11 protein-coding genes are annotated in these 15,200 nt (G+C 71.0%); 7 read left to right on the forward strand and 4 right to left on the reverse strand.

The features are described from left to right. Window positions 1–159 precede the first annotated feature (159 nt). The gene (locus tag RIN75_RS36565; protein ID WP_309116671.1) at window positions 160–762 is read right to left on the reverse strand and encodes a zf-HC2 domain-containing protein; all 603 of its coding nucleotides are present in this window, start codon (window positions 760–762) and stop codon (window positions 160–162) included. Between the two features lie 80 nt (window positions 763–842). On the opposite strand from RIN75_RS36565, the gene RIN75_RS36570 reads away from it, so the two are divergent. After that, entirely contained in the window at window positions 843–1,427 is a 585-nt protein-coding gene (locus RIN75_RS36570) for a sigma-70 family RNA polymerase sigma factor (protein WP_309116672.1), read from the forward strand. A 467-nt stretch (window positions 1,428–1,894) separates the two neighbouring features. Next, complete coding sequence (locus RIN75_RS36575; RefSeq protein WP_309116673.1) at window positions 1,895–3,112, forward strand: histidine kinase; 1,218 nt, start codon at window positions 1,895–1,897, stop codon at window positions 3,110–3,112. A gap of 609 nt (window positions 3,113–3,721) precedes the next feature. On the opposite strand, the gene RIN75_RS36580 is transcribed toward RIN75_RS36575, so the two are convergent. The 3 genes from RIN75_RS36580 to RIN75_RS36590 all read right to left on the reverse strand — a co-directional run bounded on the left by RIN75_RS36580 (window position 3,722) and on the right by RIN75_RS36590 (window position 8,219). Continuing rightward, window positions 3,722–4,315, reverse strand: a complete 594-nt coding sequence (locus RIN75_RS36580) for a response regulator transcription factor (RefSeq protein ID WP_309116681.1) — start codon at window positions 4,313–4,315, stop codon at window positions 3,722–3,724. Between the two features lie 134 nt (window positions 4,316–4,449). Continuing rightward, window positions 4,450–5,901, reverse strand: a complete 1,452-nt coding sequence (locus RIN75_RS36585) for a SagB family peptide dehydrogenase (RefSeq protein WP_309116674.1) — start codon at window positions 5,899–5,901, stop codon at window positions 4,450–4,452. Between the two features lie 47 nt (window positions 5,902–5,948). After that, window positions 5,949–8,219 carry a TOMM precursor leader peptide-binding protein gene (locus tag RIN75_RS36590; RefSeq protein ID WP_309116675.1) on the reverse strand — a complete coding sequence of 757 codons (2,271 nt, stop codon included), beginning with the start codon at window positions 8,217–8,219 and terminating at the stop codon, window positions 5,949–5,951. A gap of 296 nt (window positions 8,220–8,515) precedes the next feature. Here RIN75_RS36590 and RIN75_RS36595 point away from each other — a divergent pair, with 296 nt between their 5' ends. The 5 genes from RIN75_RS36595 to RIN75_RS36615 form a co-directional block, all read left to right on the forward strand. Beyond that, complete coding sequence (locus RIN75_RS36595) at window positions 8,516–9,541, forward strand: AfsR/SARP family transcriptional regulator (protein WP_309116676.1); 1,026 nt, start codon at window positions 8,516–8,518, stop codon at window positions 9,539–9,541. Window positions 9,542–9,595: 54 nt separating this feature from the next. Beyond that, window positions 9,596–10,165 (forward strand): FcoT family thioesterase, encoded by a 570-nt coding sequence (locus RIN75_RS36600; protein ID WP_309116677.1) that lies wholly within the window; start codon window positions 9,596–9,598, stop codon window positions 10,163–10,165. A 417-nt stretch (window positions 10,166–10,582) separates the two neighbouring features. Next, window positions 10,583–12,127, forward strand: coding sequence for a fatty acid--CoA ligase (locus RIN75_RS36605; protein WP_309116678.1), 1,545 nt, complete (start codon window positions 10,583–10,585; stop codon window positions 12,125–12,127). A gap of 3 nt (window positions 12,128–12,130) precedes the next feature. Next, window positions 12,131–13,519: a carboxyl transferase domain-containing protein gene (locus RIN75_RS36610; RefSeq protein ID WP_309116679.1), complete on the forward strand. Its 1,389-nt coding sequence runs from the start codon at window positions 12,131–12,133 to the stop codon at window positions 13,517–13,519. Window positions 13,520–13,571: 52 nt separating this feature from the next. After that, window positions 13,572–15,200: type I polyketide synthase (locus RIN75_RS36615; protein WP_309116680.1), on the forward strand; the 1,629-nt coding region annotated here is incomplete at its 3' end.

Below are 15,200 nucleotides of genomic sequence, written 5' to 3' on the forward strand. Positions count from 1 at the left end.
CTATTGCGCAAAGTCGGGCCGTTGCCGATGCGGCGGCCCGACTTTGTGGTGCTGGGGACGATGTCCGCATTGCGAGGTTCCGACGGTCCTGGCGTACCACCCGGTACAGGGGTGTACCGGGTGGTACGAAATCGGCGGACTGTCGATTTCATCTTCGTGCTAGAGGCTGTTGGAGCGTGTGCGGCGGCGGTGGGGTGTGAGCAGTAGCGCGAAGGCCGCCGCGTCGAGGGCGTGTGCGATGGCCGGCCAGCCGAGGGGTTCGCTCCCGGTCAGGTAGCGCACGGCCAGTACGGCGAGGACGGTGCCCAGCAAGGGGATGAGGGGTGTCGTCGGGGTTCGGCGGATCGCTGCGGTGGTGAGGGCGACGCCGAGTGCGACGCGCCACGCGCCGGTCTCGAAGGTCGTTGCCGAGTGCGCGGCCAGCAGTATCAGGCCGGCGGCGCACTGCGCGGCCCCCATCACGCCGAGCGCCGGACGCGGCCGCGGCCGTCCGGTGTGGGGCGCCGGTGGCACGCGCGCGAGCACCGCGCCGGTCACGTCCGGCCACGCGGTGGCGGCCGACACCCGGATCCGCCGGGTCACCGCGGCGGCACCGTCGAGCCACCGCGCGCACGCCCCGCAGTGCTCCAGGTGTTCGTCCGCGAGCCGTTCCGCGTGTGTCGGACCGGCCTCCCCGTCCAATCTCGCGCTGAGGGTCTCCCGAATGTCGTCGCAATCCACGGACCAGTAGTCGGTGCGCCTCCCCGGACGGTTCCAAAACATTCTGGTCAACGGTACGAGGGTGTCTTGAATATCGCTAGTGCGCGTTTTCCGGGGCTATTTTCCGGGCTAGCCTCGGAATCATGTCGGAAACACCGGGGGACGACCCGACCACCGCCCTGCTCCTCGCCGTCGGACGCGGTGACCGCGCCGCCGCGGAGCATTTCATCCGGAACACGCAGCGTGACGTCTGGCGGTTCCTGGTCTACCTCGCCGGGCACGCCGACGCCGAGGACCTGACCCAGGAGACGTTCGTCCGCGCGCTGGGCAGCGCCCGCGGCTTCACCGGCCGCGGTGGCGCCCGGACCTGGCTGCTGGCCATCGCCCGCCGGGTCGCCGCCGACCACTTCCGCGCCGCCGCCACCCGCCCGCCGATCGCGTCCGACCAGGACTGGCAGGCCGCCGCGGACCGGACCGGCGACCGGCACCTGCCCGGCCTGGACGACACCGTCGCGATCAAGCTGGCCGTGCGGACCCTGTCCGGGGACCGCCGGGACGCGTTCGTGCTGACCCAGGTCGCGGGCCTGGGCTACGCCGAGGCCGCCGAGGTGTGCGGCTGCCCGGTCGGGACGATCCGGTCACGCGTCGCGCGCGCCCGCCGCGACCTGGTGTCCGTGCTGACCGCGGCGCCGGCTTCGGCCGTGGTGCGTTCGCGGGCGGCCGGCTAGGCCGGGTGGGGGTGGCGGGGAGGTCTGCTCGGCGGCGTGCGTTCGGCTGCTCGGGTGGGAAAACTTCGTCACCGCAGTCCCGTCCCGTTGGTTCTTGACGACTGTCCTTTTGCTGTGGAAAAGTCCCCAGCTAACCCGCCCCCGCGATGTGGACAACGGTCTGATATTTGCGGTAAGAATCGGTTTGCAGGTGGTGGTCGCCGGTAGCCTGTTCTTCCGAACGCTCCTCGGGAAATGCTTCGAGTCGGGGGTTCGTGGCGCCGGCACCGCCACGCGGGGGGTTGTCGCCAACTGCGTGCAGGAACGCCGCCGAACGCAGAGTGGAACTTACTGGGGAGTTAAACGTGTTTGGTCGAACATGGCCCGGAACAAGGCACCGCAGTCATCCCGGCACAGGTCGGTCCGCCTTACGGGTGGACGGCCGCCCAGACACGCGCAGGTCGAGCTAGTCGGCACGGGGGTCAGCTGTGAGCCCCTCCGCCGTGAACTCCTCTGCTCCTGGTGGGCGACCGCCCTCGCGCGGGTTCCTGCCGCTGCCCGCGCCGCGGCTGGCGATGGGCGTGGTCACCGCGGTCTTCGCGAGCATCAGCCTCATCGGCTTCCTGCACGTCCTGCTCCTGCCCGTGAGCGCGGGGGCGATCGTGCTGTCGTTCTCCTGCATCGCGGTGCTCATGGCGATGCAGCTGCTGTGGTACGCCAGGGACAACGGCCGTCTCCGCACGCCGCTCGGGTACGCCGTCCTGGCGGCCCAGGCGGCGTTGGTCTACCTGCCGATCCTGCTGTTCGGGCAGGCGTGGGTGGGGATGCCCGGGTTCCTCGCGGGCAGTGTGCTCCTGGTTTTGAGAGCGGTGGTGGCGTGGACGGCGTTCAGTTTGATCGTCGTCTCGATGGGTGCTATTCAGTGGCTGTTCACCGCGCAGCCGATCGACATGCTGTACACGGCGATCTCCACGGTCACCACGGGGTTGGTGGTGTACGGGCTGTCCCGGCTGACCGCGCTGGTCGCGGAGGTGCAGGCGAGCCGGGCCGAGATAGCCCGCATGGCGGTGTTGCAGGAGCGGCTGCGGTTCGCCCGGGACCTGCACGACCTGTTGGGGTACAGCCTGTCCGCGATCGCGCTCAAGATCGAGCTGGCGCACCGGCTGATCGACAAGTCGCCCCGGGAGGCCGCGGACCAGTTGCTGGAGATCCTGGAGATCTCGCGGCTGGCGCTGTCCGACGCCCGGACCGTGGCGAGCGGGTACCGGGAGCTGTCGCTGGAGGAGGAGTGCCGGTCTGCCGTGTCGGTGTTGGAGGCGGCGGACATCCAGGTGGAGCTGGACGCGGACCACATCGACCTGCCGGTGCAGGTGAGCACGGTGCTGGCGACGGTGCTGCGCGAGGGCGTGACGAACCTGTTGCGGCACAGCAAGGCGAAACACTGTCACATCACCATTCGTCAGACGCAGGACACCGCGTCGATCGAGATCGTCAACGACGACCTGGTGGAGCGGCAGCGCAAGCCGTCGTCGGCGTCGTCGGCGTCGGGGAGTGGGCGGGGTGGGTTGCAGAACTTGACGGTGCGGGCCAAGGAGATCGGTGGGTCGGTGACGGTGCAGCACGAGCTCAACGAGTTCCGGCTTCGGGCTGAGGTGCCTTTGCGGTACGACCGGCACGCTGCTGCTCGTCGTTCTGAGTCTTCCTGAGTCTTCCTGAGGGCTCGCTTCGCTGTTGCGTCGGACGCGCTTCGCGCTGGTGGAGGCGCTGGCGCGCTCTCAAGCTGACGCGCTGCGCGCTCTTGAGCTGAACGCGCTGCGCGCTCTTGGGTTGAACGCGCTGCGCGCTCTTGGGTTGAACGCGCTGCGCGCTCGCAAGATCACAAGCGCCTCGCCGGCGGGCAGGCCGCCAATGGGGGAGGAAGGGCGTCGGTTCCCCCACCGCATGGCCTGGCGGAGCCAACCACGCTTTGGCCGGGTGCCGCTGAAAATTTTGCTCGTTCCTCACAAAATTTTCGGCCGCACCCGGCCAAAGCGTGGTAGCCCTTCGGGCAGGCCATACGGTGGGGGAACCGAGGCCCCGCCTGTGGCTGGGAGCCCGGCCCGCCGCGCGGAGCGCGACCCAAAGCAGCCGCTGCGTGGCGAAAGAGCAGTTGCTGCGTGGCGAAGAGCGGCGGTGGGGCGGCGGTGGGGCGGCGGAGGTGAACGGGTGGCGGCGTTGGCCTGAACGGTTCGGGTCCTGCGTGGTGGTGCTGTCCTAAGTGGAGAGTGCGTCTCAAATGGTTGGGGCGGGGCATATGCCCTGTGTGTTGCTCTGGGTCAGAGCCAGCCGGCCTCGCGGGCGATGCGGATGGCGTCCACCCTGTTCCGGGCGTTGAGCTTGTTGATGATCGTCGTCACGTAGTTGCGGACCGTCCCGACCGACAGGAACATCTGGGACGCGATGTCCACTGCCTGGAGGCCTTCCGCAGTAAGGCGGAGAACTTCCGTCTCCCGTGCGGTAAGGGGGGATTCGGCACTGTCCCATGCGGACATCGCCAGTTGGCTGTCCACCACCCGCCGACCGGCGGCGACGCTGCGGATGGCGTCGGCCAGCTCGGTCGGCGGGGCGTCCTTGAGCAGGAAACCCGTTGCCCTGGCGGACAACGCCCGGCGCAGGTTGCCCGGTCTCCCCAGCCCGGTGAGGATCAGCGTCCGGATCTCCGGGCAGGCCGCGTGGATCTCGCTCAGGGCGGTCAGGCCGTCCTTGCCGGGCAGGTCGATGTCGATGACCGCGACGTCCGGGCGGAACTTCTGCGCTGTCGGCAGGATCTCCGTGCCCGACGAAACCTCTGCCACCACTTCGATGTCGGGCTCGAGGTTGAGCAACGCGACCAGCGCGCCCCGGACCATGTGCATGTCCTCGGCCAGCATCACCTTGATCAACTCGGCAACCCCCTCAGCCGCGCGTGTCACCGGTTGTACCACGCCGCGGCAAGCATGATGTACAACCGTTTCCTGCTCCGGCAGGGGATTTAAGCAAGATGTCAGCGGCGTCGCAGACGCCCTCACATTCCGTGCACGGCCGAGTACGGTTCGTCGTAGTAGGAGTCGGGGAAGCCCACGGCGAACTCGGCGACGCTCACCTCCGCCGGCCAGTCCAGGCCCAGCGCGGCGGCCGACGTGTCGTCGTCGCCCATGGCCAGGGCGCAGGCGGCCAGGCCGAGGGCGGTCGTGGTCAGGTACAGGGTCTGCTGGAGCACGCCGACGTGCTTGAGCGTGGTGGCGTAGGAGATCCCGTCGTACACCCAGCCCATCCGGTCCATCCGCGCGGTGATCGTGAGCAGCGCGGGGGGTGGGCGGCGGCCGCCGGTGGCGACTCGGGCGCCGTTCAGGACCTCGGCCACGTCGGACGGGTTGTCGTTGACGAGGGTGAGGACGTGGTCGTCGGCGGCGTAGTGGTAGGTGCCGCGGGGGAGGTCGGGGCTGCGGTCGACGGTGAGGTACAGCTCCAGTTCGTAGATCGAGCCCGCGCCGGGGTAGGGGCGGCGGGTGACCTCGTACCGGCTGTCGCCCGGGCCCTTCACCTCGGTTCGGGAGCGGACGGCTGCGGTGCGGTAGAGGAGTTCGCCCAGTTGGGCGGTGGTCGGTGGGGTGGTGGCGAACGAGCGCGTGGAGCGGCGGGTCTCTATCGCCTCGGTGAGGGACATGGTGGGGGTGGTGGTGGGAGTGGGGAGGGGGATGCGGTTGGTTTGGGGGGTGGGCTTGGTGGCGGGGGGTGGGGGGACGGTGTCCACCAAGCGGAAGGTGGCGCCGGACGGTTCGTCGTGGCGGCCCAGCCTGCCCCTGGTGTGGAACATCAGCTCGTAGGGGGACCAGGGCTGGAGGGACGGGTCGTGGTCCTCGGTGAACTTGCCGTTCTCCGCCACGACCACCATGCCGGCGCCGATGAGGTAGGCGACGATCTCGCCGACGAGCGTTGTCGGCAGCGCTACCCGCCGCGCCACCTCGGCGACCGTTGTTGGCCGGGCCAGTGCGGCGATCACGGTGGACGCCTGGGGGCGGTGCAGGACCACGCGGTGGTGGGACAGCGGTGACTCCTGGACCAGTTCACCGTCCCGTTGCCGGGCCAGGGCGAAGCGGGACAGGCGGACCGGGCGGTCGGGCGGGACCTCGGGCAGTTCCAGCACCCCGTGCGGGGACACCGGTTGGGCGGACAGCAGCGGGATCGCGGAGTCGCGCGAGCCCAGGGACCGGACGATGCGGCCGGGCAGCCGGCCGAACAGGCCGTGCAACTCGTCCTCGTCCAGCCCGTCGACGTTCCCGAGAGCGACCGGCCCGAAGGTCATGCGGTGCAGGACCTCCTCGATCGCCCGCCCCGGCGGATCGAGGGTCACGTCGCCCCAGCGGGCGAGGATCGTCAGGCTGCCGTCCTCGGCCGTCTCGATGGCCACGTCGTCCCGGAAGGACCACAGCGAGAGGCTCGGTCCCGGGGGTGGCGCGTCGGCGTCGGATCGCAATTTGTGGCTCCTTTGCGGTCATGCGGTGGGGGCCGCATGCGTCCGCATCACACGAACAGGGGTATCGGGTTGAGGTGCTCGTAGGCTGTGGGGCGGGCCAGCCTGCCGAGCTTGACGGGGACGTCGAACAGACGCCCGGGCGCGAACCGCGCCCAGAAGCCGCGCATCCCCGGCACGATCGCCTTCACGACGGGGAGCCCGACGTCCGGGCGGGTCTGGTCGAGCACCATGACGTTCAGACCCAGGGTCTCCAGCTTGTGTTGCAGGGCCGTCACGTCCTGGTGCAGGTCGTCGGTCGGGGTGTGGCGGTAGTGCGCTTTCGCCCGGGGGATCACCTCGGGGTCCGGGCGCAGCCAGGGGTGGCTCTCCCAGGTGGCGGTGCGCCACCAGCGGACGGCGTCCGGGTCGGACCAGCCGTACCCGTCGCGGTCGTCGCGCGCGTCGACCACGGCGGGCAGCAGCTGGTTCATCTCGGTGAGCGCGCGGACCAGGGCCACGGCCGGGTCGGGGTGTGCCCCGAAGCCGAACATGACGTCCTCGCACCGCTTGTCGGTGCGCCGGGACAGCGCCGCCATCGTCGGGATGCCGACGTCCGACGACACGTCCAGCACCCACACCTCGCGGTGCAGGCCGGCGTACACCTCGCGCAGCTCGTCGACCCAGCGGTCGCCGAAGCTGTCGAGGTCCACCGCGGGGGCCTGGGTGCGGTTGTACCACCACAGGGCCACGGCGTCGCGTTCCACCAGTTCCAGGAGTCCTTGCAGCAAGGCGTCTTCCAGGCTGGCGCCGGCGGCGTTGCCGTTGGAGTCGGCGTTGAGCGCCGTGCCGCCGTGCCGCGCGGGCACGTCGAAGTACAGCATGGACGTGGGCAGGAGGCGGTGCCGCTGCTCGGTGAGCGACCACACCGGGGTCCAGGTCGTCTCGGCCGTCTCGTCGAAGGGGGCGCAGACGTACTGGAACGGCGAGCAGGTCGCGTTCCAGCGGTCGCGGTCGGCGTACTGGCGGTCGTCGAACAGCAGGCACTCGTTGGGGTGGATCGCGTTCTCCAGGTCGGTGAACCGGCCGGTGACGGTGGCCTCGTCGCCGTGGAAGTACGCGCTGTGCCGCTCGACGGCCTCGCACAGCGCGCTCACCTCGGCGTGCAGCGGGGTCACGCCCTTGCCGCCGTTCTCGGCGCGCAGCGCGGACCGCATCTGGTCGGCGTCGCGGCGGGTGGTGAGCGCGAGGTTGGGGCCGGAGCGGAAGGAGTTCAGGAACGCCGGGCCGCGGTCGTCGCGGGTGATCTCCTTGACCACACCGGTGACCGGGCTGATCAGGTGCCCGTGGTCGCGCAGCACCTGCTCGGGGGAGCGGGAGCGGTGGCCGCCGCCGGTTCGGGAGGTCTTCAGGCGGCTCTGGAGTGTGACGGGCTGGAACGTCTTGGTGCGCATCAGGTCCGGGTCGCCGCATGCGGGGCACTGGGGACGGGCGCGCAGCTCGTGGTGTTTGCCGCCGAGCGCGACGCTGTCGAGGGTCCACACCGCGCGCTGGCCGTCGTGGCGCAAGCCGGCCAGCCACTTCACGGCTTCCATGGCGACCAGGTTCAGGGCTGCTGTGCGCAAGGGCGGTAGGGACACGTCCGGCGGCGTGGTGTTCACCAGCGTGCGCAGGCGCGTTTCGGCTTGGCGGTGCCCGCGCAGGCGGTGGGCGAGGCAGTGCCAGCAACCGGTGCCTGCGGCCGGGTCGAACACCGGGCCCAGCCACACCTGCGCGCCACCCGGCTTCGCGAGGAGCCACGGCCGTCCGGACGCGCGGTGCGCGGCGTCCACGTCGGCCAGGCCCTCCTCCAGGTAGTCGTCGCACAGCACGATCGACAGGTCGGAACCCGCCAGGGGAAAGTTCCCGGGCATCCGGGTGACGGTGAGGCCGGCGTCGGTCACGGCCCGTGCCGCACCCTCCGGGCAGGTGCCCACGGTGATCAGCCCGACCCGCGCGGCGGCGGTCGCGGACGTGGCGGCCGACGGGTCGACACCGGCCGCCTCCCAGTAGGCGAGCGCCGGGTCGTCGCCTTGATCCGCCGGCCGCACGGTGACCAGATCGGCCTCCACCAGGCCCATGACCACCGCGCCGACCTCGGCCGGCGACAGGCCCTCCGGGCACTCCCGGACCAGGTCCTCCAGGCCCCGGGTGCCGTCCAGCAGCGGCGCCACCGCCTCGACGTGGGCGCCGCGCACGGACGTCGCACCGCGTTCGGACAGCACGTACACGGCGTCGCCGCGCACCACGTGCGCCCTCAGGTGCCGCTTGAACCCGACGCGCAGCCCCGCTCCACCCGGCATGGTGTCCCCCTGCTCGACCAGTGCCGCTCCAGCGGCGCTCCAGCGTGCTTCGAGGCAAGCGTCCCGGCCGGGTCGTGCCCCGGACAAGTGCGCGCGTCACGTGACCCGGCGTTGGTTGCTCATGCCGACCCATGAAACGGTCACTATCGGCTCGACCGGCGGTTGGAATAGCGTTGGGGCCCGTCCCGACTTCCCCTCGACCACCACTCGTCGCACGTTTCGGCGGGAACCGAGCGCCGGCTCACGCCCGACCGCGGCGGAAATCGCGGTGGAGCCGGCAGATTGCGAGGTCCGAAATGACTGCAAACCTGGCCGGGCTCGGTGTGATGTCCCGAGCCGAGAAACTGTCGCTGCTCGCGGCGCTGCTGGAGGCGTCCGAACCGGAACCGGAATTCGGGCTGCGGCCGGAAGCGCCGGTGGTGTCCCCCCGGACGTCCCGGGAAAACCCGCTCGCGGGCCTGCGGTTCGAACTGCTCGGCCCGCTGGTGATCCGGCACGGCGGGGTGGACGTGGCGCCCAGCGCGCCCAAGCTGCGGCTCATCCTGTCCACCCTGCTGTTCCACGCCAACCAGCCCGTGGGCGCGTCCCTGCTGGTGCGCGAGCTGTGGAGCGGCGGCGCGCCGCGCACCGCGCACGCCACCCTCCAGACGTACATGTTCAAGCTGCGCAAGCTGTTCCGGGACGTGCTCGGCATGTCCGTCGAAGACGTCACCCGGGACGTCCTGCTGACCTGCTCCGGCGGCTACACCCTGCGCGTCGACCCGCGCCGGCTCGACATCGTCGAGTTCGACGAACTGGTCACCGCGGGCACCGCCGCCATGCACGCGGGCGACTACGAGAAGGCCGGCGACGACCTGCGCCGCTCCCTCGCGCTGTGGCGGGGGAACGTCCTCCACCAGGGACAATGGGGCCCGCAGCTGCGCGCCCAGGCGGCGCGGCTGGAGGAGCGCCGGTTCTACGCGCACACCACCCGGGTCGACGCCGACCTGTGCCTCGGGCGGCACCGGGAGACGATCTCCGAGCTGGCGTCGCTGGTCGTGGAGCACCCGCTGCACGAGTCCGCGCACGCCATGCTGATGATCGCCCTGCACCGGTCGGGCCGGTCGTCCGCCGCACTGGAGGTCTACATGCGGTTCCGCCAGCGGATGATGGGCGAGTTGGGCATCGAGCCCTCCGAGCGCATCCAGGCGCTGCACGTGGCGCTCCTGTCCACCGACCCGGTCCTGATGGACCGCTCGCTGACCTCCGACATGCTGCTCGACGCCCTGGTGCGCCGCCGCCCGGCGGGCCGCAAGGCGAGTTCCGCCGCTGTTACCGGTTGATTCCCCGGCGGCGATTACCGTCGAATTCACACTCGGTGCGCTGAGGAGGAAACGATGACGACATCGCCGGTGGAGAACACCTCGCTCGGGTTCCGGACATTCCCGAACGACCCGGTCCTGCTTTCCGACGTGCTGCGCCCGTACGCGCGCCCCAAGACCGAATACCTGAAGTCCGCGACGGTGGACGTGGCGAACGGGTTGGCCAGCGCGCAGGGCGAGTTCGCGATCCCCTATTCCTGCTACATCGACGACACCGGTCACCTCAACTCGGTCGAGGTGAACATCTGCTTCAACCAGCTCATGTACTACCTGATCGCCAAGTGCATCCAGGAGGACGCGCTGCCGGCGTTCCAGGCGTGGACCATGGAGGACTACTGGGCCAAGCAGCTGCCCGACATGCTGATCGCCAACTTCAAGTCCAACTTCCGCCGGCCGATCGACTCGTCGTCGTTCAGCGGTGAGGTGTCGTTCGCGGAGTTCAGCGAGCGGAACCGGAGCAAGCCGGTGCAGATCATCGACATGCCCTGGCGGTTCTGGGACGCGAACGGCGGCATCGCGGACGGCGAGGTCCGCATGGCCCTGGTCAACCCGCCCGGCATGCGCTTCCAGGCCGACGCGGCGTGACCCGCTGCCGGTGCTGGTGAGCCGTTGCCGCGGGGGAGCCGTAGCCGGGCGAGCTGTTCCCGGTGTGACGCGAGCCGGACCCGGGTGGAGCGGTTCTGTCCGGGAGCGGGTCTGCCTGGTGCGGCGCGAGCTTTGCCTGGTGCGGCGCGAGCTTTGCCTGGTGCGGCGCGGCGTGCCGCAGCTGGGAGCCGGAGCCGCAGCTGGTGGCCGGTGCCGGGAGTCGGTGTTGGAGCCGGGAGCCGGGAGCCGGTGCTGGAGGCCGGGAGCCGGTGTTGGAGCCGGGAGCCGGGAGCGATGCCGGGAGCCGTAGCCGGCGTGGCCGTGGCCGTGCTTGTTGCGGGTCGTGAACCGGACAGAAAATTTTAATTCAGTCAACTAAAAATTTCAGCCACTCGCACGTGTTCTGAAGGAGGAACGGTGACCGTTCAGGTGCGCACGCTCGTGGACGTGGTGCGCAAGCACGCCGCCGTGCAGCCGGACGCCGTCGCGATGGTGTGCGAAGGCCGGCGCGTCGACTACGCCGCGCTGCACCGCGTGAGCAACCAGGTCGCCCGGGGCCTCCAGGCCGAAGGCCTCGGTCCCGGCGACCGCATCGCCTACCTGGGCAAGGAGTCGGAGCACTACTACGAACTCCTGTTCGGCGCGGCGAAGACCGGCGTGGTCCTGGTGCCGATCAACTGGCGGCTCGCGGCGGACGAGGTCGAGCACATCCTGCGCGACTCCGGCTCCGTGCTGCTGTTCGTGGACGCCGACTCCGCGCCCACGGCCGACAAGCTGGACCTGCCCACGCTGACCAAGGTGATCGGGCTCGACACCGAGTTCACCGCCTGGTTCTCGGCGCAGCCCGACGCCAACGTGCTGGCCCGCGTCACGCCGGACACCCCGCTGGTCCAGATGTACACCAGCGGCACGACGGGCCTGCCCAAGGGCGTGGTGCTCGCCCACCGCAGCTTCTTCGCGGTGCGAGACGCGCTCGCCTCCGCCGGCCTCGACTGGATCGACTGGCGCGCGGGCGACATCAGCCTGGTCGGCATGGCGGGCTTCCACATCGGCGGCCTGTGGTGGGCGACCCAGGGCTTCTCGGCCGGCATCACCAACGTCGTCATGCGCGAGTTCACCACGGCCGGCGCGGTCGAGTTGATCCGCACCCTCGGCGTGACCACGGCGTGCATGGTGCCCGCCATGCTCCGCCTGTTGCTCGCCGAACCCGGTGTGTCCAAAAAGGACTTCGCCACGCTGCGGAAGGTCGTCTACGGCGGCGCGCCCATCTCCGCCGCGCTGCTGGCCCGCTGCGTCGAGGGGTTCGGCTGCGAGTTCGCCCAGATCTACGGCCTGACCGAGACCGGCAACACCGCGATGTGCCTGCCGCCCGCCGACCACACCCTGGACAGCGGTCGCATGCAGGCCGCCGGCCGCCCGTACCCCGGGTTCGAGGTGAAGGTCGCCGACGGGCAGGGCAACCCGCTGCCGCCGGGCGAGGTCGGCGAGGTGTGGCTCAAGACCCCGGCCGCGATGCTCGAGTACTGGAACCTGCCCGACGCCACGGCGAAGACCCTGGTGGACGGCTGGGTCGTCACCGGTGACGCGGGCGTGCTGGACGAGGACGGCTACCTGTTCATCCGCGACCGGATCAAGGACATGATCATCGTCGCGGGCGAGAACGTGTACCCGGCCGAGATCGAGCACGTCATCGGCCGGCACCCGCTGGTCGCCGAGTCGGCCGTGGTGGGCGTGCCGGACGAGCGGTGGGGCGAGGCGGTGCACGCGTTCGTCGTGCCGGTCGAGGGCGCGGAGCTGACCGAGCGCGAGCTGGCCCTGTACCTGCGGGGCAAGCTGGCCGGGTTCAAGCTGCCGCTGCGCTACGAGTTCATCGCGAAGGTGCCCCGCAACCCCAGCGGCAAGATCCTGCGCCGCGAGCTGCGCGAGCGGTTCTGGCAGGGCCACGAGCGCCGGGTGAGCTGAACCATGACCTCCGTCGCGCTCGACCCGCGCAGCCCGCTGGTGCGGCTGCCCCGCCTCCTGGACGACTTCACCCTCCTCCACGACCCGGACCACATCGCCACCACGGTGGCGCGCGGCCGGATCGCGGGGGAGAAGGTGGTCGCCTTCTGCACCGACGCCACCGTCAAGGGCGGTTCGCTGGGCATCGAGGAGTGCCACCGCATCCGGGACGCCATCGACCTCGCCCTGGCGGAGGGTTCGCCGGTCATCGGGCTGTGGCACTCGGGCGGCGCGAAGCTGGCGGGCGGGGTGGAGTCGATGCACGGCATCGGGTCGATCTTCGCCTCGATGGTGCGGGCGTCCGGGAAGATCCCGCAGCTCTCCGTGGTGCTCGGCGCCGCCGCCGGTGGCGCCGCGTACGGGCCGGCGCTGACCGACCTGGTCGTGCAGGCGCCGGAGGGCCGGATCTTCATCACCGGACCGGACGTCGTCCGCAGCGTCACCGGCGAGGAGATCGACATGGCCGGCCTGGGCGGGCTCGAAGCGCACAGCCGCAAGTCGGGTGTCGCCCACGTGCCCGCCGAGTCCGAAGAGGACGCCTACCGCCGGACCCGCCAGCTCGTCGAGCTGCTGGCCCGGCCGGGCTCCTTCGACCCGACCCAGGCCGGTGCCGCGCAGGACCTGCGTGCGCTGCTGCCCGAGTCGCCCAAGCGCGCCTACGACGTCCACCCGCTGCTGCACGCCCTCCTGGACAACGGCGTCCTGGCGGAGATCCAGCCGAAGTGGGCGCCCAACGTCGTGGTCGGCCTGGGTCGGCTCGGTGGCGGGACGGTCGGCGTGGTGGCCAACAACCCGCTGCGCAAGGGCGGGTGCCTGGACTCGCTGTCGGCGGAGAAGGCGTCCCGGTTCGTGCGCATGTGCGACGGGTTCGGCATCCCGCTGCTGGTCGTGGTCGACGTCCCGGGATACCTGCCGGGCGTCGGCCAGGAGTGGGGCGGGGTAGTGCGGCGCGGCGCGAAGCTGTTGTACGCGTTCGCCGAGGCCACCGTCCCGCGCGTCACCCTCATCACCCGCAAGTCCTATGGCGGCGCCTACATCGCGATGAACTCGCGGTCGCTGGGCGCCACGTCGGTGCTGGCGTGGCCGGAGGCGGAGGTCGCCGTCATGGGCGCCGAAGCCGCCGTCGGCGTCCTGCACCGCAAGGCGATCGCCGCCGCCGACGAATCCTCCCGGCCCGCCCTGGTGGCGCGGCTGGTGAAGGAGCACGAGCAGGTCGCGGGCGGTCTCGGCCGCGCCTTGGACCTCGGGGTGGTCGACGAGGTCGTCCGGCCCGAGGACACCCGCTCCCGGCTCGTCTCGCTGTTCGCCGCCGCCGCACCCGGCCGCGGCGCGCACGGGAACGTCCCGCTCTAGAACAACCCGCTCTGACCAACCCGCATACCGGCCCGCCCGTGGAGTGACGTCGATGTCGAACAACGAGGACAAGCTGCTCGACTACCTCAAGCGGACGACCTCGGAACTGCGCGACGCGCGCCGCAGACTGCGCGAGGCGGAGGAGGCGGCGCGCGAGCCCATCGCGATCGTGGGCATGGCGTGCCGCTTCCCGGGTGGCGTCCGGACCCCCGAGGACCTGTGGGACCTCGTGGCGGGCGGCCGGGACGCGGTGACCGGCTTCCCCGGCGACCGCGGCTGGGACGTCGGCGAGCTGTACGACCCGACCCCCGGCACGCCGGGCAAGACCTACACGCGCGAGGGCGGGTTCCTGCACGACGCGGCGGAGTTCGACGCCGAGTTCTTCGAGATCTCCCCGCGCGAGGCGCTGTCCATGGACCCGCAGCAGCGGCTGCTGCTGGAGGTGTCGTGGGAGGCGCTGGAGAGCGCGGGCCTGCTGCCGGCGTCGTTGAAGGGCAGCGCCACCGGCGTGTTCGCCGGGATGATGTACCACGACTACGCGGGCAACAACTCGACCGGCGCCATCGCGTCCGGCCGGGTCGCCTACGCGCTCGGCCTGGAGGGGCCGACGCTGACCGTGGACACGGCGTGCTCGTCTTCGTTGGTGGCACTGCACTTGGCGGTCCGTTCGCTGCGGTCCGGTGAGTGCTCGCTGGCGTTGGCGGGCGGGGTGACCGTGATGGCCACGCCCGAGACGTTCGTGGAGTTCTCGCGGCAGCGCGGGTTGTCGCCGGACGGTCGGTGCAAGTCCTTCGCGGGCGCGGCCGACGGCGTGGGCTGGGCCGAGGGCGTCGGGATGCTCGTGGTGGAGCGGCTGTCCGATGCGGTGCGCAACGGGCATCGCGTCCTCGCGGTGGTGCGCGGTTCGGCGGTGAACCAGGACGGCGCGTCCAACGGCCTGACCGCGCCGAACGGGCCGTCGCAGCAGCGGGTGATCCGGGCGGCCCTGGCGGATGGTGATTTGTCGACATCCGATGTGGACGTGGTCGAGGCGCACGGCACCGGGACTACGTTGGGCGACCCGATCGAGGCCCAAGCCCTGCTGGCCACCTACGGGCAGGGGCGGTCCGCGGAACGGCCGCTGTGGCTGGGATCGGTGAAGTCGAACATCGGGCACACCCAGGCCGCCGCCGGCGTGGCGGGCGTGATGAAGATGGTGCTCGCGATGCGGCACGGCGTCCTGCCGCGGACCCTGCACGTGGACGAGCCGTCGCCCAAGGTGGACTGGTCGGCCGGTGCCGTGGAGCTGCTGACCTCGCCGGTGGAGTGGCCCGCGGGGGAGCGTCCTCGGCGGGCGGCCGTGTCGTCCTTCGGCATCTCCGGCACCAACGCGCACGTGGTCTTGGAGGAGCCCGCCGAGGTTGGGGCTCCTGAGCCCGTCTCCCTGCCGGTGGTGCCCTGGGTCTTCTCCGGCCGGACGCCCGCCGCTCTGCGCGACCAGGCTTCGCGACTGGCTGATGCCCGAGGGTCCTCTGTGGACATTGGCTTCTCCTTGGCCACCTCGCGGACCGCGTTCGACCACCGGGCCGTGGTGGTGGGGCGGAGCACCGAGGAGTTGGTGGCCGCGCTGGCCGATGGTGGCGTGACCGACGTGGTGACGCCCGGTCGGCCGGCATTCCTGTTCACGGGTCAGGGCTCGCAG

Source organism: Saccharothrix sp., from assembly GCF_031180885.1.
Taxonomy (GTDB): domain Bacteria; phylum Actinomycetota; class Actinomycetes; order Mycobacteriales; family Pseudonocardiaceae; genus Actinosynnema.